At 51.3% G+C, this 25675-nt stretch carries 18 protein-coding genes; 10 read left to right on the top strand and 8 right to left on the bottom strand.

Going from position 1 to position 25675, the window contains the following annotated elements; translation table 11 throughout:
* Positions 1–91: 91 nt before the first annotated feature.
* The 6 genes from AC0YN3_RS23525 to AC0YN3_RS23500 all read left to right on the top strand — a co-directional run bounded on the left by AC0YN3_RS23525 (position 92) and on the right by AC0YN3_RS23500 (position 7938).
* Entirely contained in the window at positions 92–958 is an 867-nt protein-coding gene (locus AC0YN3_RS23525; RefSeq protein ID WP_475777387.1) for an alpha/beta hydrolase family protein, read from the top strand.
* 290 nt (positions 959–1248) lie between these two features.
* Positions 1249–1737 (top strand): pyridoxamine 5'-phosphate oxidase family protein, encoded by a 489-nt coding sequence (locus AC0YN3_RS23520; protein WP_475777386.1) that lies wholly within the window; start codon positions 1249–1251, stop codon positions 1735–1737.
* Between the two features lie 22 nt (positions 1738–1759).
* Positions 1760–2365 carry a sugar O-acetyltransferase gene (locus tag AC0YN3_RS23515; protein ID WP_475777385.1) on the top strand — a complete coding sequence of 202 codons (606 nt, stop codon included), beginning with the start codon at positions 1760–1762 and terminating at the stop codon, positions 2363–2365.
* Between the two features lie 552 nt (positions 2366–2917).
* Positions 2918–4078 carry a tryptophan synthase subunit beta gene (gene trpB / locus AC0YN3_RS23510; RefSeq protein ID WP_475777384.1) on the top strand — a complete coding sequence of 387 codons (1161 nt, stop codon included), beginning with the start codon at positions 2918–2920 and terminating at the stop codon, positions 4076–4078.
* A gap of 276 nt (positions 4079–4354) precedes the next feature.
* Entirely contained in the window at positions 4355–5200 is an 846-nt protein-coding gene (locus AC0YN3_RS23505) for a sulfurtransferase (RefSeq protein WP_475777383.1), read from the top strand.
* Positions 5201–5580: 380 nt separating this feature from the next.
* Positions 5581–7938, top strand: coding sequence for an eCIS core domain-containing protein (locus AC0YN3_RS23500; protein ID WP_475777382.1), 2358 nt, complete (start codon positions 5581–5583; stop codon positions 7936–7938).
* Positions 7939–8246: 308 nt separating this feature from the next.
* Here the strand turns inward: AC0YN3_RS23500 and AC0YN3_RS23495 are convergent, their stop codons facing one another.
* From AC0YN3_RS23495 to AC0YN3_RS23485, 3 genes are all read right to left on the bottom strand, one after another.
* On the bottom strand, positions 8247–9218 hold the full coding sequence (locus AC0YN3_RS23495; protein ID WP_475777381.1) for an ABC transporter substrate-binding protein: 972 nt from the start codon (positions 9216–9218) through the stop codon (positions 8247–8249).
* Positions 9219–9358: 140 nt separating this feature from the next.
* A complete protein-coding gene (locus tag AC0YN3_RS23490; RefSeq protein ID WP_475777380.1) occupies positions 9359–10936 on the bottom strand; it encodes an alpha/beta hydrolase in 1578 nt (525 codons plus the stop codon).
* Between the two features lie 114 nt (positions 10937–11050).
* Positions 11051–11905 carry a helix-turn-helix domain-containing protein gene (locus AC0YN3_RS23485; RefSeq protein ID WP_475777379.1) on the bottom strand — a complete coding sequence of 285 codons (855 nt, stop codon included), beginning with the start codon at positions 11903–11905 and terminating at the stop codon, positions 11051–11053.
* A gap of 1224 nt (positions 11906–13129) precedes the next feature.
* On the opposite strand from AC0YN3_RS23485, the gene AC0YN3_RS23480 reads away from it, so the two are divergent.
* The gene (locus AC0YN3_RS23480; RefSeq protein WP_475777378.1) at positions 13130–13264 is read left to right on the top strand and encodes a hypothetical protein; all 135 of its coding nucleotides are present in this window, start codon (positions 13130–13132) and stop codon (positions 13262–13264) included.
* A 163-nt stretch (positions 13265–13427) separates the two neighbouring features.
* On the opposite strand, the gene AC0YN3_RS23475 is transcribed toward AC0YN3_RS23480, so the two are convergent.
* Positions 13428–14312: an AraC family transcriptional regulator gene (locus AC0YN3_RS23475; protein ID WP_475777377.1), complete on the bottom strand. Its 885-nt coding sequence runs from the start codon at positions 14310–14312 to the stop codon at positions 13428–13430.
* Between the two features lie 165 nt (positions 14313–14477).
* Between AC0YN3_RS23475 and AC0YN3_RS23470 the strand changes: the two genes are divergently transcribed.
* Both AC0YN3_RS23470 and AC0YN3_RS23465 read left to right on the top strand, forming a co-directional pair.
* On the top strand, positions 14478–16349 hold the full coding sequence (locus AC0YN3_RS23470; protein ID WP_475777376.1) for an ADP-ribosylglycohydrolase family protein: 1872 nt from the start codon (positions 14478–14480) through the stop codon (positions 16347–16349).
* A complete protein-coding gene (locus AC0YN3_RS23465; RefSeq protein WP_475777375.1) occupies positions 16346–17182 on the top strand; it encodes an amidohydrolase family protein in 837 nt (278 codons plus the stop codon). The genes AC0YN3_RS23470 and AC0YN3_RS23465 overlap by 4 nt, the downstream gene beginning before the upstream one ends.
* A gap of 83 nt (positions 17183–17265) precedes the next feature.
* Here AC0YN3_RS23465 and AC0YN3_RS23460 read toward each other — a convergent pair whose 3' ends face one another.
* From AC0YN3_RS23460 to AC0YN3_RS23445, 4 genes are all read right to left on the bottom strand, one after another.
* Positions 17266–19536, bottom strand: a complete 2271-nt coding sequence (locus tag AC0YN3_RS23460) for an FAD-dependent oxidoreductase (protein WP_475777374.1) — start codon at positions 19534–19536, stop codon at positions 17266–17268.
* 68 nt (positions 19537–19604) lie between these two features.
* Entirely contained in the window at positions 19605–21182 is a 1578-nt protein-coding gene (locus AC0YN3_RS23455; protein WP_475777373.1) for an extracellular solute-binding protein, read from the bottom strand.
* Between the two features lie 45 nt (positions 21183–21227).
* Positions 21228–22088: a carbohydrate ABC transporter permease gene (locus tag AC0YN3_RS23450; protein WP_475777372.1), complete on the bottom strand. Its 861-nt coding sequence runs from the start codon at positions 22086–22088 to the stop codon at positions 21228–21230.
* Positions 22082–23026, bottom strand: a complete 945-nt coding sequence (locus AC0YN3_RS23445; RefSeq protein ID WP_475777371.1) for an ABC transporter permease — start codon at positions 23024–23026, stop codon at positions 22082–22084. The genes AC0YN3_RS23450 and AC0YN3_RS23445 overlap by 7 nt, the downstream gene beginning before the upstream one ends.
* Positions 23027–23269: 243 nt before the next feature.
* On the opposite strand from AC0YN3_RS23445, the gene AC0YN3_RS23440 reads away from it, so the two are divergent.
* Positions 23270–25552: a helix-turn-helix transcriptional regulator gene (locus AC0YN3_RS23440; RefSeq protein WP_475777370.1), complete on the top strand. Its 2283-nt coding sequence runs from the start codon at positions 23270–23272 to the stop codon at positions 25550–25552.
* Positions 25553–25675 lie beyond the last annotated feature (123 nt).

Below are 25675 nucleotides of genomic sequence, written 5' to 3'. Positions count from 1 at the left end.
TGTGATTTGGTGCTATGATGATTAAAGACAGCTTGGGGAAAACAAATATGCTTTATGGTTATCCAAAATAGCGATGGGGAAGGTGCTGCAGGTGAGTCATTCGAGCATTGTGCATCAGACGTTTACGTTAGAGCTGGAGCCGGGCGTGTTGATTAGAGGCGATATTCGAGTGAAGGAGGAGGGAGGGCGACGGCCGGTTCTCCTTTTTGCGCATGGTTTCAAGGGTTTTAAGGATTGGGGGTTCTTCCCGTATGCTTCTGAGCGATTCGCGCAGCAGGACTATGCGGTCATTACGTTCAATTTTTCGCATAACGGTGTGGATGAGCGGGACTTCGACGAGTTGGATAAGTTCGCACGCAACACTTATTCGCAGGAGCAGGAGGACTTGGCGGCTGTTCTTGAAGCCGTGCTTGTTGGAAGTCTACCGCTGTCTGCGAGGCTGGATAACGGTCAGATTTTTCTAGTAGGGCACAGCCGCGGTGGCGGGAACAGCGTGCTTTTTGCAGCAGAGCATCCCGAAATTCGCGGAGTCGTTTCATGGAACGGGATTGCGAATGTGAACTTATTCGGAGCGGCGTTTCGCGAGCAGGTGCTGCGGGATGGCATTGGATATGTCACTAATGCGAGAACGAAGCAGGAAATGCCGATTGAGGCTGTCGTGTTTGAAGATATTGACTTGAATCGCGAGCGCTTCGCCATTGTTGCTAAGGCGGCAGCACTGCAGACACCTGTATTGTTTATTCAAGGCGGTCAGGATTCGGAACGTTTGCTTGCAGGTTTTCATTTGCTCCAGGCGGCAGCTCCGCAACATCGCTTCGCGCAGCTGGAGGGAGCGACTCATACGTTCGGGACGGTGCACCCTTTTGCGGGAACAACAGATGATCTAGAGCGGGCGATTGCGATTACCGGGGCTTTCTTTGCTCCGCTGCTGGAGCGGGATGGAATAAGAAAGAGATAATAGTGATTGACTACATAGATGAAGGAATCATGTGTTTTTAGATGGGGAAGATGTCTTTCGTAAAATAGCAAGGTGATTCGTCAGAATATTGTAGTGCTATGTGCGATGAGAAAATTAGAGGAACATTCATTTAGATAACAAATACGTTAGTTTGTTGGTGATCCGTTCGACTTGACCCAGCCACAGGTGAATGACTTGCCTTGGTTTGGACTGAATGCTATTCCGAGGGTTTGGCAAAATGCATTAAATGCCATACTAAATGAAAATACCCTTTGGGAAGGTGAACTGCCATGCATTCAAGTTCAGATAATCGGGAAGCGATTGAAACGGTTCATGAATTGATTAAAGAAATTGAAATTGCAATGCTGACGACTGTGTCGGAGGAGGGACTTGTGTCGCGTCCCATGAAAACGCAGGACGTCGAGTTCGATGGCGATCTGTGGTTTTTGACGAAAAAAGATACAGGCAAATTCCACGAGCTGCTGCGAAATTCGCAAGTCAATATCGCCTATGCAGGCAAATCGTTCGTCTCCATTCGGGGCAAGGCTGAGTTGGTGGAGAGCGCTGAGAAATTGAAGCAATTTTGGAGTCCGGCATACGAGAAGTTTTTGGAAACCCATGTAGATGATCCGAACCTTATTCTTATCAAGGTAGAGGCTGAAACTGCTGAATATTGGGATATAGGCAATAAATTCAAAATGGTGAAGTTTTTGCTGCGCAGGCTGCTCGGCAAAAATACGGAAGGCACCGAGATCAATCGAATTGTGGAATTGAAGTAGAACAATAACGGAGGATCTTTAAATGACAACATATGAGAAAATGCATACGGGTGAGCTATACAACTGTACCGATGAAGGGTTATTAACTGAACAGAGCAAATGTCTGGAGAGACTATATGATTTTAACGCAACGCGTCCGTCCGAGGTGGAGAAGCGTAAACAGCTTATGGAGCAAATGTTTGCTGAAATAGGTGATGACTGTTATATTGAACCGCCATTTCATGCAAATTGGGGTGGAAAGCATGTACATTTTGGAAAAGGTATTTATGCCAACTTTAATCTGACTATGGTGGATGACACCCATATTTATGTGGGAGACCATACGATGTTTGGTCCTAATGTAACGGTAGCTACCGCAGGGCACCCCATTGTTCCCCATCTTCGCGAAAATGTAACACAGTTCAATATGCCGGTACATATTGGCCGGAATGCTTGGATTGGTGCAGGTGCTATCATTGTCCCAGGAGTCAAAATTGGTGATAATACCGTTATTGGCGCAGGAAGCGTTGTAACGAAAGATATCCCTTCCAACGTGGTTGCAGTCGGCAATCCCTGCCGTGTGCTGCGTGAAATTAATGACCATGACAAGGAATATTATTATAAAGATAGAAAAATTGAGTTTAAGTAAGAGCATTAGCATAATGGGTAAACGGGTTCCCACAAATTAAATACTTTTCCTAAGTACCTAGTCTAGGGGCTCGTTTAATAGTTTTTCATTTAGTTCTGTCTCTGAACCAATGGCGCTGGAGTACCGCTTTTGACAAGCTTTGGATTTCGTAGCGTTATCGTGAGGGCCTGAGGGGTGGCATCGTCAACGGCATAATGAAACCAAGAGATCCCGTTGCTCTGTACATGCTCAAAGCTTCCGATCTGAAACGACTTCCATGACATAACCGACAGCTGGAGCGATTGGAGCGCGGATAGCGGGAGACCGGTAGAAGCGAGGAACGAGCAAAAGGCTTTAGACAAGACGGTAAGCCGGATCTGAAATCTATTAAAAGCAAATCCTTGAATCTTGATGATTCAAGGATTTTTTGTTTTCATCCAGTTAGCAAAGTCTTGTCATTTAGCTTAATTATCATTCTATCGAATTGCAAATCTCCTATATAAAATATAGCTGAAATTTATGGTAATATAGTTGTGAGAGATTATCATTTTATTTTATGGAGGCGCTTACTTTATGGACCAAAAGTTGCAGCAAGAGGGGTACTTCGGGGAATTCGGAGGCAGCTTCGTTCCGCCGGAATTGCAGGAAGTGCTAAATTATTTGAGCGAGCAATTTTACAAGTTCAGAGAAGATCCGGAATTCCAGGAAGAGCTTAGCTATTACCTGCGTGAATACGTTGGCCGTAAGAGCCCGCTGACGTATGCGGAGCGGCTGTCAAAAGCATGGGGCGGGCCCAAAATTTATTTGAAGCGCGAAGATCTGAATCATACCGGGGCGCATAAGATCAACAACGCCATTGGTCAGATTCTGCTCGCTAAGCGGATGGGCGCTAAGCGGATCATTGCTGAAACAGGTGCCGGCCAGCACGGTGTCGCTACCGCTACGGCATGCGCCATGTTTAATATGGAATGCGTTATCTACATGGGAGCCGAAGATATGCGCCGCCAGGCACTTAATGTGTTCCGGATGGAGCTGCTCGGAGCTACTGTCGTGCCAGTTGATAAGGGACAGGGCAGACTGAAGGACGCCGTGGACGAAGCGCTGGGCGATTTGGTTCGCAATTATAAAAATACATTTTATTTGCTCGGTTCCGCGGTTGGTCCGCATCCGTTTCCAACGATGGTCAAGCATTTTCAGGCGGTCATCAGCGAAGAGTCGAAGCAGCAGATTTTGGAGAAGGAAGGCCGTTTGCCTGATGCAGTGGTGGCCTGTGCGGGCGGAGGCAGCAATGCGATTGGCGCATTCGCTCATTACATCGACGAGCCGAGCGTTCGCCTGATTGGCGTTGAACCCGATCAAGCCCCGACCTTAACGGAAGGCGTTCCGGGCATGATTCACGGCTTCAAATGCTTGGTACTGCTGGACGAGGAAGGAGAGCCGCGGAAGACGTATTCGATCGCCGCAGGGCTCGATTATCCGGGCATCGGGCCGGAGCATAGCCACTTGAAGGTGACGGGTCGCGCCGAATACGCGACGGTTACCAATGAAGAAGTGCTGGAAGCGTTCCAAGAGCTGTCCCGTACGGAAGGGATTATCCCTGCTTTGGAGAGCGCGCACGCTGTTGCCTACGCTAAGAAGCTGGCGCCGACGATGGATCAGGATCAGATCCTGATCGTTAACCTGTCCGGCCGCGGTGACAAAGACGTTGAGCAAGTATTTCAGATGATTAAATAATAATGATCGCGGACTGTATCTATGCGGAATAGGGTGCGGAACGAAGAAAACGATGCGATAGCAACCGATTGATCTCGAATTAAAAATCGCAGGCCGGTAGTCTTTCTAGTGGAGAGACTGCCGGCTTTTGTTTTATAATGGGCTGAAACGCTCCATTGAAGTATGGATTCACACCATTTACTATAGATAGGTAGGTCAACGGAGCAAGCTAAGGTAAAAGTATCATGATAAGATTCCATGTTGGATTACATAAATGAAGGAAAGAGGCGAGTCGGAATGAATAACATCGTGTCGTTGGAATGGCTGAAGGAGAAAATGGGTGATCCGAAACTAGTCATCGCGGATTGCCGTTTTCGTTTGGACGATGCCGGTGCGGGTCTAAGAGCGTACGAGGAGTCGCATATTCCGGGGGCTGTTTATATGAACCTGGAGAAGGATCTGTCCGGCGAGGTCGAGGAATATGGCGGGAGACATCCGCTACCAGATATTTTTTCAATGACGGTGACGTTCGGCAGGGCTGGCATAAGCAACGAATCAATTGTGGTCGCTTATGATGATCAAGGCGGAGCGATGGCCTCCCGACTGTGGTGGCTGCTGAAGTATATGGGGCATAAGCAGGTTTATGTGCTGGATGATGGCTTCTCGGCTTGGGTCAAGAAAGGATTGCCGGTAACAGCCGAGAAGGAAATGGTTGAGCCTAGGACATACCTCGCAACTGTGCAGCACAATATGCTAGCGGAAATGGACGAAGTCAAGGAGCTGCTGGGCAGCGAGGGAGTAACACTCATCGACTCGCGCGAAGGTCCTCGCTACCGCGGCGAGGTTGAACCGATCGACCGCGTCGCAGGCCATATTCCGGGCGCGATTAACCGTTTCTGGAAAGACAGCCTAACGGAATCCGGCGCGTGGAAGGACGTCGCCGCACAATCTGATCGGTTCCATGATCTGGACAAGAACGGCGAGTTGATCGTGTATTGCGGCTCCGGCGTCACGGCTACTCCAAACATCATTGCGCTACAGGAAGCGGGCTTCACGAAAGTACGGTTGTATGCGGGGAGCTGGAGCGATTGGATTAGTTATGAGGGGAATCCTATTGCCACTGGCGACGAAGAGAAGGCTTAACAACATAGTAGCATACGTCTGATGAATACATCACCAGTTAGGCCGAGTGCCTTGGGTGATGTGTTTTTTTTGCTCAAAATCAACCTAGAATCAACATCTCACCTCATAAAATGAATGCAAAGAAGCCGCCAAAGACTGATGGTAAATCAGTTAACTTTTGCACTTCGATTGCGATACCATTTTCACAAGCTAACTAGCCACGCATAAGGTACATCACCAAATAATCACTTCCAAGTAAACATCGGTATGATATTACCTGGGTTATTTCTATGAACAGCTATGCGGTATTTGTGTTGCAAGCGATTATGACATGTTTGGAAGGATTTGTGAGATGAACTCCGAATTACTAAGGAAAATAAGATAACCGGAGGGGTTAAAGCTTGAAGGATGAGATGGCAAAGGCTAGTGTGCCAACTGCGGCCGTACAAAGAAAAACGGAGACCGCTGCTCCGGTCACGGCAGAGCGAGGCTTCGGCGGAATGTACGGCGGGTATTCGCCGGAGTCGATTTTGCAGCTTCAGCAAAAAGCAGGCAATAGTGCGGTTAAGCAGCTGCTGGCAAGCCGTTCAGTAGGTTCAGCGCTTGGCGGTTCGGAGAGTTCGAGACCTCCTGCACAGTTGGCCAAGGAGGCAGAGCCTAATCGGACAGGCATGCCGGATAATCTGAAGAGCGGTCTTGAGACGATGTCGGGCATGGATTTGTCGGATGTATCCGTCCATTACAACTCCTCACGCCCGGCGGAGCTTCAGGCTCACGCCTATGCGCAAGGCAATGACGTCCATATTGCGCCAGGACAAGAGCAGCATCTCCCGCATGAAGGCTGGCATGTCGTGCAGCAGCGGCAGGGGCGGGTCAGACCGACCACTCAGCTCAAGGGTGCGGCCATCAATGATAACAGCGCACTGGAGCAGGAAGCGGATCAAATGGGAGCGCAAGCGAGCAGGCTGGGAACAGGCTCGCACACGCTGTCGGCATCAGCAAGCCGTTCAGCGTCCTCTGCCGCGATTCCTCAGATGAAGTCCTTTGGACTTCTTCCGGCTACCTCCGCGGGTGCACCTATTCAGCGTGCGCTGGTCCGGGATCAAGAGGTCATTGACGAACGCGGCGATACGTTTAGATGGGGCAAGTTCAAGGGCAAGAGGGATGACGCCGATCCTAACCATTCAGCTATCGAGCATGGAAGAGGCACAACGCTGACCACCGGAGCCGATGCCAAAACCAAGGCGCAGTGGAGCCCAATCGACGGCTTGGCGGGTGAAGGAAAGCGAGTAGAGGCGCTCGTTGGTCCCGATCATAATCTGGGAACATCGCCGAGTCATGCCAATGCGGAGGCGAGGGTCAATGCTTTCAAGGCGCTATCGGGCAAATCCTATATCTCGGGCCATCTGCTTAATGAAAAGCTGGGTGGACCAGGCAACGACCCGCGGAATTTGACCGCCATCTCGGGCTCGGCGAATACGCTGCAAAGCTCGAATATTGAGAAGCTCGTTCGTGATCCGGTGAACGAGGATGGCGATTGGTACAAATACACCGTAGACGTAGAGTACAAGGATGATTCAGCGGTTATGAAAGACAGTAATCCGAAGTTGCAGGCTTATGATAAGCTTGCCAATAAGCCTACCGGTGTTGTCATTACCGATTTAGGAAGCAAGAAGAAGAAAATTGAAGTGCGTTACGCCTCCAAGCTGACAGCCAACTGGTATCAGGTCAACACCAAGGGCGGCAGATACGGCGCGGAATTCAAGAAAAACCTGAACATGGAATCTCCGCTTGCCGGCGGAAAGTCCAGTATGTCCGAGAAGAAGGGTGAAGGCCAGATCGCAGCCAAGCCCGACAAAAAGACTAGAGGCAAAGTCGCACGAACGGATATCGACGCCGAAGAGCTGGTGCTGACGACAAGCAATCTGCTCAAGACCGTTATCGAAAACCGGGAGGGCTTAATCGAGAGGCTCAATGAGTTGCGCGGCAGCAAAAAAGAGCTGTCGGAGCTTGTGAAGGAGCTTGAGACGCGCGTTGACCAGGGTGAAGGAGAGTCTATTGAGCTTCGCGACATCGTCTATGATTACGGGTATGACTGGGGCTACGATCACGGCAAGGCGGCCTACAATGACAACATGGACTACTACGAGGATAACGGAAATAATGGTGTCTACAGCGAGGGATATGAGAAAGGCTACGAGCAGGGGAAATTTGATGCCAAGCAATATGAGTTCGGCCATTCCCATGGCAGAGAGGACGGCTATTATGAGTCGGGCTACACCGAGTACGAGAAATATAATGATATGCATGACAATCAATCTTACCGTGACGGCTACGATGCGGGCGATACTGACGGCCGCTATGACTACTGGTATGAGCGTGGGGAGCAGGACGGCCATCGCGATGGCCTGGAGGATCAGGAATGGCATCTGGTCAGTGAAGAGGAGGGGTACCAGGAAGGCTACGAGAAGTCGTATGAAGAGGGCTTGAAGGAGAGCCCGTTCGCGAAGGGGAAAAGGCCGATTTGCGAAAAGATAAAGCTGACCTATGACGCTAACGAGGCCAATCAATTCAAATATACCGAGTTCGACGGTACGACCGTAGTTTCTCTGACGGGTGAAAGTGATTATTTCAATAATGAGAAGTGGTATGAGGTGGAAGTCATGTTCTCGACCCATCATATTTTGCAAAACTATATAAAAGACAATAAGTTTGCGAAAGCATTAATGCACAAGGATTGGATTCGAGAGGGGAAATAACAATATTCCTTTCAACCTGGAAATTATTACTTATTGTGCCGCTGGCGTTACAGCAATACCTATTATGCTGGTACTAACGGAAGCGGGATATGGGAATAGTGCAGCTCTATGTTGGGAGCTGGAGCGATTGTACCACATATGAGGAAAACGCGGTGGCGGTGGGAGAGAAGGAGGAGCGCGGAGAATTAAATCAATATGTGGGAATTTGCAAACATCAACACAAGGATTACTTTCTTGGGTGATCTAAAATACCAATATAAAGACCGAGTGCAAAGGACACTCGGTCTTTATTAAATGCCGTCAAACACTTACGGAAGCAATGCTTTGGTCACGTCCTCCAACACGGCGAGGTTCGCCATATAGGCTGAATTAACCCAGTGACCGGAGGATACATGATGAACGCGATTGTTCTTAACAGCAGGCAGCGTTGTCCATAGCGGCAAGCTGTCCATTAGCCCGCGTACCTGTTCTTCGGTTTGTCCTTCTGGCGTAATGATGAACAGCTCGTCCGCATCAAGTTCCGGTATCTTCTCGAACGAAATCGAACCGAAGTTGTCAGGCGTCACATTCGACAGATCAAGTGCTTTCAATCCTAGTTCGCCGTAGAGCAGCTTACCTGAGAGGAAGTCGCTTCCCACCAAGTATAGTTCCTTTTCCGCCGGCCATACGATTGCAATCGACTTCCCTTCAGCCGACTTCGACAATTGCTCCTTCATCTCGGAAATCTTGGCATCGTATTCGGTCAGCTTCTGTTCCGCCACTTCTTCTTTGCCCAGCAGCTCGGCGACCTTACGCAATTGCTCCCTCCAATCTGATGTCTCTCCATTGATCAAATAAGTCGGGGCAACCTTGGCAATGGTATCGTATTTATCGACGGGAAGGAAGTGCGAGCTGATCAAGATAAGATCGGGCTCGAAGCTAAGTGCAGCTTCGGGGGAGATGCCGCTCATCAGGTCGATCGTAGGAAGGTCGGCAAGCCATGGCTCGAGATGCTCTTGTACCGTGCTGCCCGCCGCATATTTCGCTACGGGCGTTACGCCTAGCGTTACTAGCGCATCTTCCATATAAGGAGCGAGAATTCGCTCGGGGGATTTAATCTCGACCTGATGGTCATAATCGTCTTTGACGCTGATCGCAACCGGTGGAGCAGAAGGCGATTCGGATGCGGCCGGCGAAGCTGAAGGCGCGATATTCGTACTGTTGGAATTGCCGCAAGCACTAAGCAACAATACGGTACATATCACCATGATAAACGTGTATCTTCTAGCGTACTTCTTCATAGTCGGTTTCTCTTCCCCTTTTTGCATTTGTTTTGATAATGATTTTCATTATTAATAACATTATGCCAAAAAGTTTGTTTTCTGAAAATGGACAATTACCGAACCGAAGGTGGATAATTACCGAATGCGATGGGAAATGCTTAACAACCGTTATGAAATACGAGCCTAAATATTTTGCTGATCATCGGATGGATGACAGACAAATGCTCTTCTCCTTCGATAAGCATATACGATAGAGCCAATCCTCGGCTTTCAAACGGCTGTAATCTCTGATAGAGCAGCTTCGCGTTCTCGATCATCGAAGCATCTTCTTCGGAGCCGATTGCGATAATTAGCTCGGCGTTGATTTCTCCCCGGATGAGCTTCTCCTCAAATGCCGGGAGCCTGCGCAGCAGATCGTGATCATTCCAATAAATCGAAGGACTTCCCGCGATAAACGTACGGAAAGGGGAAGGTCGATTGAAAAGGGCATGCAAGGAGAAAAAACCTCCCAGCGAATGGCCGAATAACGACAGCCTGGTTATGTCTACCGGATAGCGGCTTTGAATGAACGGCAAAACCTGCTCCTGCAGGAACGCTAGGAACAAATCCGCGCCGCCTGTCGGGGGCCAAGCCATGCCATCAGAACGCAGATCCGATTCCGGAGTTTCGACGGTGAAATCGTAGAGCCTGCGCCCGTACACGAATGGCTCATCCGATTCGTAGCCGATTGCCACAATTAACCCGGGCGTGAGTCCACGGGGATGCCATGACTGCATTCGCATCGCTTCAGACAGGGAGCCGAAATGAGCGTTTCCATCCAGCGCGTATAGCACGGGATATCCTTCGGCCGGAGCCGATCTCATCGGTTCGGAGACGAAGATGCGGTAGCTGAACCCCGTGCGTTCAGCTCGCAGCCTGAACGTTTCAGTTCGGGGAATCTCATAAGTAGAAGTAACGGCAACGCAGTTCTCTGCCTTATGCCGAGTTTGTACCGGAGGCCTTTCCGCTTCCCGTCCATAAAACGAAAGGAGCGCTTTCGGGAATTGCTTCACGATGAATAGCGTATCGAGCGTTCCTTCTTCCTCCAGCTCGAACGCTAGTCGGCTTTCGGGAATTTCCTGCGCTTGCCAAAGCTTGAGAAGCTCAAGCGCATGAACCACATTCCGCGGAACGCTGCGATCCTCCATTCCTTCCTGCGCGCCTACGGAGAGGAAGAGCCGAAGATGATCGGGCAGTGCCGGCTGTTCGCGGAGGAACGCCATTAAACCTTCATGCCCCAAAGATGGCGAGATGAGTCCGATATTGCCGAATGAATCGGGCCTGGAGTACGCCGCGAATAAGGTAATTAATCCTCCCAATGAGCTGCCGATGAGAGACGTGCGCTCGACATTCGGAACGGTGCGGTAATGATTATCCATGTAAGGCTTAATTCGATCCGCTAGCTCATCGATATACGCGCGGCCTTTTCCGCCAAGCACATGCGCCTCGGAGACAGCCTCTGCAGACCACGGAACATATTCCGCCTGCCTGTCGGGCGTCTCGACGCCTGCCAATATCAATTCCGGCAGCCACCCTTCCAGGAACATACGGTACAGATGGTTGACGCAATGCTTGATAAGGTCCCCTCCGTCCTGCACATAGACGACAGGGTATCTCTTGTCTGAGGTAAAGTAGGATGGAGGCAAATAGAGCTGGATTCTCCTTCCTCCGATCGTAATGCATTCATTTTTTGTCATAGAGCTAAGACCTACTCTCTTTGTTCCAACGACCCGATGATCCTTGGGCGATTTCGCAATCGTTGCATGCTGACACCCATTATAAATAAACGTAACGTATCTCAAAATAGACGATTATCGAAACAGATGTGGACGATTGCCTAAACGACTGCGATACTCGCCAGGGGAACAGCCTTCGTATTTCTTAAACAATCTGCCAAAATAATGCGTATCCGAATAGCCAACGCTTTCCGCGACTTGGACAATGGCATAATCGGTGGAGGCGAGAAGCTGCTTGGCTCGATCCAAACGGTGGCGTATGAGGAAGTCAATAGGGAACCACCCCGTATATTTGTTGAACAAATACGAAAAACGTTTGGCTTTCATGCCGCAGCGTGCTGCCAACGATTCGACGGAGTGGCTCTCCATGTAAAAGCTATGCATAAATGCGATGATCCCATCGATTTCGCTGCGATCATCTTGCATGCGTCCAGCTTGCGAGGCTGTCAGCATATCGTGAAGAATGCCGAAAAATAGCTCCTTGGATCGAATAGCAGCAATATCACCGGGCGTATTCCACGCTTGGTTCAACAAGTACAGCTTCTCCGTCATGACAGGATTGTCCCCGTATTCCATTAGATAGCTCATCTTAGTGTATGGGATGCCAATCTGTGTCTCCGAGCTCTGCTCCGAGAGCTCATAATGGACGAGTACGTATTCGAGATCATCCGTTCCTTCCACGCAATGCCGCAATCGCATGCCTGCCGCCCCGTGGACAGCTTTACCGCCTTCGACCTCATAGACCCTATCATTGAACTCAAACGTCGCTTTTCCTTTAATGGTGAACAGCAAGCCAGACAACGCGGTCGGCTCATCGGTATAGTTTTCCGGATAACGGACATTCGGTTTCAGGACACCGAGATACACGCGTTTAATGACCAGGGCACCTTGGGCGAATTCTTTTGCGATCGCATCGGCGTCGATCTTCACAGGCCATCCTCTTCTTTCTCATCCATTTTCTTCATTATATCAAAAATGATTTGCGAACTAAGTTTTGCTCCTCAATGTACGTCATGACATTGAGAAGCAAAAGTTTCCGTAACGATGCATATACCCGATAACCTCTTAGACCTACGTTGCTTTTGGTTCATCATCGTTCGGTTTTTTTTCTGCGACAGCAAGACTAACTAGCAAGCATTTTCGGTCTGGATGTCGAAAGTAAAGGGGGAATCAGATCGAGAAGGAGTTGTCCCCTATGCTGAAAAAAATCGATTAGGGAGCACCCTGAAAGTTTGGTTTAGACCTTAGATGACCCACTGCCCTCATTGCGATCAAAAGCTACGTCGTTCGCATACGGCATGGAATAAAAAAGTCGTGACTCTCGACGGTGTTGTTCATGCTTGGAGCGTTGCTTATGCTTGTAAGAACTCAGATTGCCTGCACGCCGGAGCCACATATAAATCGGCGGAGGCGGAGATGCTCGCGACGAAGCATTCCTCATACAGCTATGACGTACTCTGTCTCGTTGGCGACCATCGTTTCAGGCAACATCGAACGGTGAGTGAAATCACTGTGACTTTGAACGACCGCGGAATCCCGGTTAGTAAATGCCATGCTCAAAATCTATACGAACGCTACCAAATCCTATTGGCGGAAAGCCTGAGTGAACATGTACGAAGTGTCTTGGCCGAAACGACGGCGCTAAACGGAGGATCGTCCTTTCGATGGATGGTGTGCAGCCCGAGAAAGGGAATGAAACCCTGTACGTAAGGTTTGCGAAGCTGGAATAGTTACATCATGCGTGACGGAGAGGTGAGCGTCTTAGTACACGATGCGCTTCGCCAGCCCCATGTCATTTCAAGTTTGCGTTCCGTTAGTTTTGAAGATTTCAAATCGTGTAAGCAACGCTGGGACAATCGACTCTCTGGTGATATTCAACGCAAACGATTTAATCGGAATCCGGATGCTTATCTCAGTAGATTGGAGCAAAAGCGGGGAAAATTGAATTGTTAGTTAATTGCGCTGTCGTAGAAAAAAAACGTAGAGAGCGGACCTATAAGCGCGAAAGGTGCAGTGGCGAGCTGCGGGAAGGGAGTCGGAGGGGACCATAACCATACTACCTGTGAAGTGAGGACAACAAAACCTCATGGAGGGAAGGGCGGTGAAAGCCAATACCCTACTTTGTTAAGTGCCAGAGGAGGTAAGAGTGAGTGAATGCAGGATAACCTGCTAACGACGCCAAAGGAAAAGCTCGACAACTCCAAACCGCATTCAAGGGAAACCCGAGGCGGCGATTCATACAGTAAGTCCAGGCAAGCGGCCATTGCGGCACAGCTTGCGGGATTATAGAAACTCGCCAACTAAGAAAAGTACCGTAAAGCTGAAGGAAGAAGAACATCGGAAAGCCGGATGAGGGAAAACCTCACGTCCGGTTTGATGAAGGGGGAACTGAAGAGTAATAGAGGGCTTGCGCCCTCCATGAAAATTTAGTTCTCTACTCTACTTTTGACTTCTACTCACTCTTCTTCCCGGAAAGACTCGCCTGATTAAAATTCCGATAATATTGAGGCGAAACGCCTTCCACTTTTTTGAAGAGACGGCTAAAGTAGAACGGGTCCGAGTAACCGACTTCCTGCGAAATTTCCTGGATACTGCTCTCGGTATTGCGCAGCAGATATTTGGCTCTTTGCACCCTGAGTTGTTGGATATAGCGGGATATGGTGCCGCCCGTGTATTTTTTGAACACCTGACATAAATACTCATAATTATAATCCATGGACTGTTCAAGTTTTGCACTAGTGAGATTGGACTCATAAAAATTGTTTAAAAAATTGACCAGTTTGTGGAATGCAAAATAAGAAGTCGGGAAGGCCTGGTCCTTATGGTGCTGCTCCAAAAAGTCATTGGCGATTAGGCCAAACATTTCGGCGATCAGCAGAGTGCTATGGTAACGGAAGTATCCTCGCGGTTGCTTCATCGTCTCCACAAGCTCTTCGAAACGACTAAGCAATCTGTAAATTTGCCTATTTCGATAATAGCGGGGGATGACCAGAAGATCCTCATGACCGAGTTCCACTGTGCGCAATTCGGTTCTTTTGGCATGCATAATATTAAGTTCGGACAGACGATTTATGCTGAAGATGTCCATCCCTGGATCGCAGGAAAACTGGGCCCAATAAAATTTCCCCTGCCGCTGTTCGGATTTCCATCCGTTATGTTGTTCCCATGGAGCCAACAACAATGAATCTCCAGCTTGCAATATCAGCTTGTCGTTGCCTGTTTCCAAATTTACCGTGCCGTCGGCCACAACAATCAGCTCGTAATACGGATTATAATGTTTGCCGAAAAACGAAGAGTTCGTATGCGCATCCAAAAGATCGGTCCACTTCACATCCATTACGGATAATCGCGACATGGAATAATACATCAACTGGCCTCTTCCCGTTCTTTATTTCAAAACATCTCAATCGTGTCCATGGCTTCATCTCAAAGACCGCTCTTATAATCGGAACATGTCCACGAATCCATTATACGCGAAAAACGATGAGGGAGGCTGTACGGTTTGAATATTTTGAATGAACAGGATTATTATCGGATTGTATACGGCGGATGGCTCGGGAAAAATATCGGGGGCACTCTGGGCGCTCCGGTAGAGGGAGTCAAGGAACTGCTGAATTTGACATTTTATCCGGAACTGCCGGACGGACCGCTGGAGAACGATGATCTTGACCTCCAACTGGTATGGTTGCACGCATTGGAACAGTATGGTCCCGGATTGACGGCGCGAGAGTTGGGGCAGGAATGGCTGGATCATGTTTTTTTCCCGTTCGACGAATACGGGTACGCGTTGTCCAACTTGCGAAGAGGACTGATAGCGCCAGTAGCCGGATCATTCAACAATCCGTTCGCTAATTGCATGGGCTCTCCCATCCGTTCCGAAATATGGGCAATGGTTGCTCCCGGATTGCCGGAGAAAGCGGCATGTTACGCGTATGAGGATGCCATTGTCGACCACGCGGGCGGCGAGGGGGTATACGGCGAAATGTTTTTTGCTGCCATCGAGAGCTCGATTTTTTTCGAAAAGGATCGCGACCGTTTGATCGAAATCGGCATGAGATGCATTCCGGACTACAGTCGCACTTATAGCGCCGTAAGGGATTTGATCCGCTGGCATCGCGAGGGGAGAAGCTGGACGGAAGCCCGGTCGCTTATTCTGGAGCATCACGGCAGCGACAACTTCACGGATGCCCCGCAAAATATTGCGTTTACGATTCTGGGCTGGCTGTACGGCAGCGGCTTCGAGGATTCGATCCTGAAAGCCGTAAACTGCGGGTACGATACCGACTGTACAGCCGCTACGCTTGGTGCCATCCTGGGCATGCTGATGGGGCCGGACGCTCTCCCGGACAAGTGGGTCAAGCCGGTCGGCGACCGTGTCGTAGTGAGCCCTCCGATCAATGGATTTCCAGCTCCAGGCAACCTGGATGAATTGACCCGTCGCACCATTCGGATCGGCAAGCAGGTTTTGGCGGCAGCGGATGCCGACATCGCCGTGAGCCCGAATCAGCCTGGACATTGGGAGCGTCGCGAGCTTGCGCTGGAGGGCGTGCAGGCGTTATGGGCCAGAACCGCCACTTCCCAGTCCTATGTGTTGCCGAAAGGAACGGTGCAGCATCCCTCCCATGAGTTGACTGTCGAATACGGAGCGGAAGGGCCGGCGATCGCAGCCAATCAAGCGAAAACGTTGCAGTTCACCTTGACCAATCGCTCCCTGACCGCGATGACGGGGCAGCTTGAATTGGAGAAGCCGCTTGGCTGGGAGGGACCGCAAGCGTTTGAGACCGTGCTCCAGCCGGGTGAGTCTGTACAATGGAACGCTGATATTCTCGCGTCCGCCGTTACGGAGGCTTGCTACGAGCTGGCGTTTCGCTGGACGAGGAAACATGATTATGCCGTATGGGCAACCGAGCGGGTGCCGTTCAGCTTGGTCGCAGCTTCTTGCTGGACCATGTGGGGACCGCAAGGCGGCGAAGGCATTGAAGTCGCATGTCCGGGGAATCGCATCGAATGGGAGAAGCTTGCGGGGACGGAGGAGGAGGGTTGGTACCGGGCAAGCACGACGTTGTACAATCCTTCCGATCGGCAGGTGCGGCTCATTGCGGCAGCTGACAGCCCCGTTGCGCTTAAGCTCAATGGTGAAATGGTCATCGATTGCAAACATATCCCCGAGTTCATGCCGGCGTATCATCGGGCGCCCCGGGAGCAATATTACGAGCTGTCGATGGCGGCGGGAATCTACGAAGTCGAGGTGGAGGTGTACAGGAAGAGCGGCGCTCAGCTAAGAACGTATGTAATGCCCGTTGCGACTGAGAATACGGTAATGCCGGGGCCTTATTACTACTACACGGATATGCTGTTCGGGAGGAAACCATGAGAATCGACGCCCATCAGCATTATTGGATGACGGTACGCGGGGATTACGGCTGGCTGAATCCGGAGAAGGGCATTCTGTATGCAGATTACTTGCCGAGTCATCTGCACGATGCGCTTGAGCGGCACGGCATGGAGAAGACCATTGTCGTGCAGGCCGCTCCGACGATGGAGGAGACGAGGTTTCTGCTCTCCTTGTATGAGGAAGAGGAGAGCATAGCGGGAGTAGTAGGGTGGCTGGATCTGAACTCGGAGGAGTTCGCCGGACATTATCGGACCTTTCGCAAGCACGAGGGATTTGTGGGGCTACGCCCCATGCTGCAGGATTTGCCGGACGGATGGATCCAGCAACCTCGAGTTATGCATAGCCTGAGGCTTCTGGCGGAGGACGAATTCCCGATCGACTTGCAGCTTAGACCGAGACATCTGAGCGACGCACTGCAAGTTCTGGAGGCGATACCGACCCTTCGAGCGGTTATCGACCACTCAGCCAAGCCGTTGATTGCCGCCCGATTATTCGAGCCATGGGCGGCTCGGATGACGGAGCTTGCCCGGTATCCGGGTGTAATGTGCAAGCTGTCGGGCCTGGTGACGGAGGCGGATCAAGAGCAATGGGGGTGGCGCGATCTGGTTCCATATGTGCATCATGTGGTGGAAGCATTCGGAGCGGATCGCATCATGTTCGGCAGCGATTGGCCTGTCTGCTTGACGACCTGCAGCTACGACGAAGTTGTGGAGGCATTGCTCAAGTCGCTCCCTTCCGGCTTGTCGGCGCAAGAGCGCGATGCCTTGTTCGGCGAGAACGCCGCGCGTTTTTATAAGTTGCAAGGGCTGTAAGGATATTGATCCGGCAAGCAGCCGCATAAGAGAAAGGACCTCGGATTCCGCTGTAAAGCGGAGCTTGAGGTCCTTTCTTATTATCACTCGCCGTACACGCGCACTTCGTAAAGGGAAGCGGACGCGTCGCCGTTTGTCGCATGGATGACGATGCGCAGGCTCGCCGTCGTTACAGGCGACGGCAAGCGATGAACGCGTCGGCTCTGATAATTTCCCCCCACTCGGACGAGCTGTTGCCATGATCCGCCGATTCGAGCTTCGATGCTGTAGTCGGATGGACACTCAGGATCGCGAAACAGGGGCGGGTAGAAGCGATAGTCCATGCGCAGTTGTCCCGGGAAGGTAAGCTCCATCTGCGTGATCAGCTGCGGAGACCTCCAATCGAGCTGAATCCATTGCGGTAATGGCTGAACGGGATCGGAGCGCCATAGATTGGTGGCGGCGAACGGACGGGTAACGCCGCTCGCGACATGGGCGGCAGGGTACATCCGCTGCTGAGGCGAGACGGCGAAGGACAAGGTTTCTCCATTGCCCAACCTGCGCCAGGAGTAGCCGACCGTCTCGTACGCTGCGGGAAGCCCTGGCAGTGTATGAGCGGCATAATGCCAAGCCAACGCATCGTTGGGGCCGAGCTCAAGGCGAACATAGCCATGCCGCTCTGTCCTCCCGAGCGTGCCAAGCTCCCACGTTGCCCAGACGGCTTCGCCCGGCGGCACATGCAGTACCGTTGACGCGAGCTGGGATTCCCCGCCCGGGCGGTAGTCCCAGATGTCGTTGACAGCCACAAGCGTTGCCGCTACCTGTTGGACAACGTACGAGCGATTGCGTAGGCAAACGGCAATCGACTGCGGCAGCGAAGCGGTTGCGGCAATCCATTGCGCAAGACGGCTCCCCAGCAGCGGAGGAGCGAGTCTTGATTCCGAATTTGGTTCTTGCGGCTCCAGAACACCCACGGTCGCCTCGCTGCTTGCATGAACGGCAGCGGCGCGTGCAAGATCCAGCGGGTCTTCGTTCACACAGCCGAGCAGGAAGCAACCATCCCGCAGCAGTTGCTGCTGCAGACGCCGCAGCGTCTCCGCAGGCAAACTGTGCAGTTCTGCGCTTTCGCGGGCGGCAATCGCGGCAGCCGTTCCTGCCGCCTGGCCGAGCAGCGCCGTCGTTCCCATCACGCGGGTGCTGCCGAGCGCGACGTGAGTGACGCTGATGTTGCGGCCGGCCAGCAGCAAATTCGGCGCATCGCGGGCGATCAGAGAACGCAGCGGGATGCCATACGGCGCTACATAACTTTTGTCCATATAGGCGGAATGTTCGCCGTCGACTATGGATTGCTCGCTGTATTCCGCCAGCAGCCCTCCCGACTCATGCAAGTCGATATACCATCCGCCGTAAGCGGCAACATCCTCGAAAGCACGCCGCTCGACAATGTCCAATTCGGTGAGCGTATGCAGGCCGACGATGCGTCGGCTCTCGCGTTTGCCCGGCACTTGTCCGATCCAGTCAATCGCATAGTTGGCCGTTCTCTCCATCATGTCCGGATCCTTGTTTTTCATGTAATCCCATATGCCCAGCACATGACGGGTCAGTTCGTGCCGAATCGTCTCGTTGTCCGTAATCGTATGCCAGGGAATGCCCAGCTCAATCCACCAGAATCCGCCTTCGGGATCGGACAGCGCCCGGCCGCCTTTATAAAACACATCCGGATTGTCGTAGGCAACCGCCCATTCCGGAGCCCGGTAAGGCATCGGACGTTTCATGTCGCGCGCGCGAAAATGGATGGAGCTGCCCATCACGGCAGCGCTTGCAGTCAACGGCGCATGCGGTTCGCCGTATTCCGAACGAGCCTCCGTTCCCATGAGGAATTCGCATCCCGCCATAGCTGCGATGGTCCCGTCCCCGGTGCAATCGACGAACATGCGTCCATATATGCGCAGATCAGTCTCCGCATTGGCTATTCTGGCATGTACGGCTGACAGCGCCCCCCGGTCATCCAGCTCTATCCCGTAAACCGCGGTATTCAGAAACATAGAGAGCAGCGGAGTTCGCATAACCAGATCGTACAGCACCATATCCCAGACGCTGTTCGTTCGGCCGTTGACCTGATTGGGTTCGTGGTTCACCGCCCGCTCTTCAAGCAGCAGCTCGGAGATAATTCCCGTTTCTCTGCCGTAGGCATTATAGTTGGCAGCGCCTTGCGGTATGACGCGTATCTCCGAAGAACTGTTGCCGCCGAGTACAGGACGATCATGGATCAGCACGGTCTTTGCTCCGCCGCGGGCTGCAGCGACAGCTGCGCACACGCCCGCCAGCCCGCCGCCGCAGACAACCACATCCGCATGCTTTTCAACCCGTTTCATAGGTTCATACTCCTTCCGAGCGATTAAATTGACCAAGGGAACGGTAGTCCCTTGGCCTGAATTGTAAGCTATTGGATAAGTCCGCTGGCTTTGAATGCCTTCTCGGCTTCATCAATATACAGTTGCAGCTTGAATGTGCTGTCCAGCGTCTCCACGAATTTGTCGAACTCGTCGAGCGGTCGCTGACCGTACAGGAATTTGGTAATTTCCTCGTTGTCATAACGATCCTTGTCAGCCTTGTTGACCCCTTCAGGAATATTCGGGAAGTTGTTGTACACTTTCAGATACGGCTGGCTGACGGAATAATCGATGTAAGGTTGCTGCTTCGGAAATTTCGAATACAGATAAGGCAACTCGTCGCGCCCGGTCAGTTGCAGCTGAAAGGTGGTTCCAAGATCGGACATGGCCGGAAGCGCTACGATCGAATCTCCTTGCTTCTCATAGTGGGTTCCTTCCAAGCCAAACATCACCATATTTTGCCCTTCCCCTTGCCCGGTGATAAAGTCGAGATAGGCGAGAGCTTTCTCCAGCTTTTCAGGATTTTCTTCGATCGTCTTGGGAAGCGCGATTCTCCAGTCGGCGGTGCTTTCGTCGAATGCTCCCATATACGCGCCGGCTGGTCCTTCCGGAGCCGGAATCGTAATAAACTCCGCATCGGGATTCGTCTCTTTGATTAGTTGAACATGCTCATCCTTGAACATGTCGGACCAGTTGGCATAGATCATGCCGACTTGGCCTTTCTGGGCTTTGGTAGGAGCCATATTGCCTTTGTTCGTCAACAGGTCGGGATCGACGGCTCCGGATGCGACAAGCTCGCGGATAAAGGCAAGCGCGTCTTTCATCTCCGGCTGCGTAGTCGTGTAGATCGCTTGGTTGTCCTTGACCGTCAGGTTGCCGACGGGAAGCGCTGAGTTGAAGTAGCCGTAGCTTGTGCCGAAGGCTGCGAAGATTGGAGAGAACGCGTCGAGACCATAGCCCGTGTACCCGTACGTATCCTTCTTGTTGTTGCCGTCCGGATCCTGCTCGTGGAAAGCTTTGATCACGGCGGCCATGTCCTCGATTGTCTTTGGCGCTTCAAGCTTGAGCTTGTCCAGCCAGTCCTTGCGGATAATAAGAGCGCGATACGGCACGGATGCACGCTTGGGCAATGCCATCAGCTTGCCGTCCGCCTCTCCTTTGCGCAAATCGCTCTCCGTGTAGGTCGCCTTAATGTTAGGCAGTTGATCGAGATAAGGAGTAAGATCCAGAATCAGATCCTGGCGGGTAAATTGGTGCATCTGATCATTGTTGACCGAAAAAATATCGGGAGCCGTTCCCGAAGCAACCCGAACATTGATCTGATTCGCATAATCGTTGCCGCTTCCGGTGGGCATAACATTAAAATCAAATGTGATGCCGAGCTTCTCTCCGATCTGATGCTGAATTTGTTTATCTGCATCGCTCAGTCCCGGACCGCCGATAAATACGCTAAGTTTCACCGGATCACGATTTTCATTATTCTTCCCCGAGGACGAGTCGCCGTTCTCGCTCGAAACGGGAGAAGGTTCCGGGGCCGCCGGCGCATTCGAGCCGCCCTGGCTGCAGCCGGCAAGGAGCAAGCTTAGCGTCATTCCTGCCATAACAAACGTTTTTAACCGTTTATTCATTGTTTTATCCCCTTTTTCTATACCTGTATTTTGGTTGGATTGTGTCTAGCCCTTAACCGATCCGATAAGCATGCCTTGCGTGAAGAAACGTTGAACGAACGGATAAGCCGCCACTACGGGAAGCGCGGTCAGCACGACGCCGGCCATTTGCAAAGTGGTGGTTGGAACCGTCTGTTCCATATTGATCTCGGACGTAAGGGATGCATTTAGAATGCTGCGCAGCACGACTTGCAGCGGATAGAGAGACGTGTCGGTAATATACATAATCGCGTTGAAAAATTCATTCCAATGCATGACCCCGTAAAAGGTGCTGATGGTTGCGATAACCGGAAGCGACATCGGCCCGACAATGCCGAACAACACACGGCCTTCCTTGGCTCCATCGATACGCGCAGCCTCGATCAGCGCCTCCGGTATATTTTCGAAAAATGTCTTCGTAATTAGAAGACTGAACGTACCGACTGCAGTCGGTATAATCATCGACCACACCGTGTTAAGCAATGCCGTTTCCTTCACGATCAGATAGGTCGGTATGATGCCGCCGCTGAACATCATCGTAAACAATACCAGGAAAAGGATGAACGATCTCCCGGGCAATGTCTTGCGGCTAAGCGGATAAGCCATCAGTACGGTAAGCAGAACATTAAGCAATGTGCCTACAACCGTAACGAACAAGGATACGGCATAAGCGCGCGGAATCGTCGCCGTATTCAGGAACAACGCATACGCTTCGAAGGTAACCTGGCGCGGAATGACCGTGAACCCGCCATTCTTCAGCACTTCGCTGAACGGCGTTAGCGATACGGAGAACACATACAGCAGCGGGAAAAGTATGCAGATCGACAGTATCGTTAAGATGGCGTAAACGGTCGTCTCAAATAATCGCTCTTTCCAGCCCATTACCATATACGTCCCCCCATTCTCTTCGCCGCAGTATTGGCGCCAATTACCAGTATAAAGGCAATAACCGATTTCAACAGGCCGACTGCGGCGCCCAAGCTGAAGTTGAATTGCTCCATCCCGGTTCGGAATACCCATGTGTCGATGATATCGACCTTCTCGTAAACCTGTACATTGTACATAATATAAATTTGCTCGAAGCCCGCATCGAGAATCGTGCCCAGACGAAGGATCAGCATCAATATGATGACATTGAGAATGCCGGGCAATGTGATGTGATAGATCATGCGCAGCCTGCTCGCCCCGTCGACTCGCGCAGCTTCGTACAACGTCGGATCTATGCCGGCTATTGCGGCCAAATAGACGATAGCTCCCCAACCGAGATTTTGCCACAAATCGGAGCCGACGATCAAGGTTCTGATCCATTCCGTGGATGTCAGCAGCGGCAACGTATTCATGTCTGCCTCTCGAAGCCATTTGTTCAGCAGTCCGTCTCCTTCGGAGAATAGCGCCAAGGTGATGCCGAAAATAATGACCCACGAGATGAAATGCGGCATGTACATGATGGATTGCGCCGTATTGCGGAACCACTTCGACCTGATCTCCGAGAGCAGGATGGCGAGAAGTATCGACGGAGGCACCAGCCAGATCAGCTTATACACACTGATTAGCATCGTGTTGGTCATGACTTGGGTAAAGTAAGGCGAATCATAAAAATATTTGAAATGTTTAAACCATGGATCTGCCCACGAACTGTGCCAGATCCCCTTCGAGATTTGAAAATCTTTAAAGGCAATAACAGCGCCATACATGGGCAAGTATTTATAGATGGCATAGTACAGCAATCCTGGAAGAAGCATCAGATAGTGTACATTATGCCGAGCGATCATGCGCCACATCCTTCCCATGTTATTGCTTGCGATCGTATGGTTTGCTTTGTTCATTGCATCACCCCTAGAAGTCGAATCCTCGTTTATTGCATGCATGCTTTGCACCGCCGGTACGTCTGAATATAGAAGCGGTTGCCGGTATTGTACAGACCTCAATTTTACACGGGTTCTCATTTTGACGATTGGCAGGTTCGGCATTTAACAATAGGCTATAATGCTGTGAATACATATATGAAAGGGTTGCATTTTAACGATGGTACTGCGACAATGGTTTTGCTTTGGGGGAGGGGGATCGGCATGTTTAGGCGTTTGAGGATCAAGCAGCAATATTTGCGTGTCGTAGCAGTTATGTCACTTGTTTTTTTACTGGTTGCTGCGCTTTATTCCTGGTATTTGACCTCTCAGGTGTCTCGTTACGCCGTTTCGGAAGTCAATGAAACGATGACGAATCGGCTGAGCAGCCTGAAGGCCAATCTGGAATTTACCTTGCAGCGACTGAAAATAGCCGGGCTTAAGGTGCAGCAAGAGCAAGCGGTTCGCGGGTGGTTTGCCATGCAGGACAAGCAGTCTTATCACAATCATTTGACGGATATGGCCATTATCAATTTTCTTGCGACCGAGCGGCTGTTAAGCGACATTTATTTGTTTCACTTTGCAACAGAAGAAGCGCTGTCGTCGCGAGGAGGCGTTGTCAGCTTTGCGCTGTTTCCTGATCAGAACTTCCTGAGGCAGGTTCTGGAAGGTCCGCGGCAGGGAGCCATGCGTTTTTATTCCTACGCGCTTAACGGACAGAATGAAATTATATTGCTGCTCGAGGACGGTAGCACCGGGACGGCGCGGGGAGCAATCGCCCTTGTACTGGACAAGCAGCAGCTTGAGAGCGATCTGTTGCTCGGCAGCAATGAATTTAATAGCCGCATCCTGCTGCTTGACGAGGGGCAGAGCTCCGTGCTGGGAACTGTAGACGCGAGTTGGTCTGCTTCTCTGTTAACCAAGGAGACGGGTTCGATAGGTGGCGGACGCTGGCAATTTACAGCAGACGGCAAAGAATGGGGCGCACAATCTACCGTTCTGTCCTCGGAGGGCTGGCATCTCTATCTGATTGCGCCGCTGGATATATGGAAGAAACAACTGTTTCAGTTGAACTTTAATATGACGGGCATGTTTTTTGCGATGGTGGCATTCGTATTGTTTGTGTTGTATGTATTGTCCAAACGGAATTACAAACCTTTCTCCGAAATAGCCGATCGATTGAGTGGACTGAACCGGGAGGGCGGGTCTTCCTCGAACCCGGAGGAGGAGTCTGCCGGAGATACGGGGGGGCGGCGCGACTACACGCTGATTCAGCAAGGCATCGATTATCTGTTCAAGCGAGTCGAGGAACAAAGCCAGTCGCTGAGAAGCAGTGGTCATCTGGTCAAGGAAGATATGGTGCGGCAGTGGCTGCTCAGTTCTTCGGTCAGCGCCGCTTACCGCATCCGGCTGCAATCTGAAGTCAGAATCGATTTGAATCAGCCTTTGCAAATCGCGGTAGGCCGAATCGAACAATATGGCCTCTTTTGTCAGACTTACGACTTTCATTCGCGCAAGCTACTGAAGTACGCGATACGCAATATTATGGAGGAAACAACGGAAATGGCGGGACTGACCGTCGAAACGGCTGATCCGGAGGACGATCATATCGTTATCCTGTTCCCGGCTGCGGAAGATGCCGAAGCTGAACAGAGGCTGCTGGAGGCGCTGGAACTTGCCAGACATAATGTAGCGCAATGGCTCAATCTGTCTCTGGTCATCGGCTTCAGCGATGCCCTGCCGCCGGGCAAGCCGACCTATGAAGCTTACAGGCAAACGTATGAGCAATCCATGCTTTCCTTTATTACGGGCGACAACCGGATATACCTGCCGGGCGATCTGCGGTTGGAAGCGGCCGACGGAGGCATCGGGTACGAACAACTGAACCGGCTTGTTCAGGCCGTTCGCATCCATGACCGGCAAGCTGTGGGCAAACTGCTCGACATGCTGTTCATGGAATTGCAAGGTTTGTCCGCCCGCGAAAGCAAGCTGCAATCAGTGCAGCTTTTGTTTATGCTTCAAAAATCGTTCCGGCAGCTGGATTCCACTTCGTTCCGCGGCATGACGGGTATTCGGGGCAAGCTTGACGAATTCGGCAGCCTGAAGGAGCTGCGCCTATGGCTTGAACAATGGCTGGAGCAGATTATGCGGCAGCTCGCGGAGCAGCGCAACCAGAAGGCGGACGTATTGTCGGAAGTAAAGGTATATGTGAACAGTCATCTGCATAATTCCGCGCTTACTGTCGAAGAGATCGCCGAACACATCTCTTTATCGCCCAACTATTTGCGGACCTTGTTCAAAAATCATTTCGACATATCTTTATCTGATTATTTGCTGGAGCAGCGCGTCGCCAAGGTCAAACAGCTGCTGGTGCAGACGAATTGGGCGATCGGCGATATAGCCGCCCAATCCGGCTTTCAGACGAAAAGTCATTTCTTCACCGCCTTCAAGAAAGCTACCGGAACCACGCCAAGCAAGTATAGAGAAGATCACGCAGGAAGCAATTAATATCAGAACCATCGTCAAAATGAGGTCTGTACAAAATCAGAGATCCGCCCCTATATTGAACCGTACCGACACCTTGCAGCGAATATGGCTTTAGGCGCCTTAGGCCGGGCAAGGTGTTGGACC

Source organism: Paenibacillus sp. J22R232, assembly GCF_056269165.1.
This window is presented reverse-complemented; position numbering and strand designations above follow the sequence as displayed.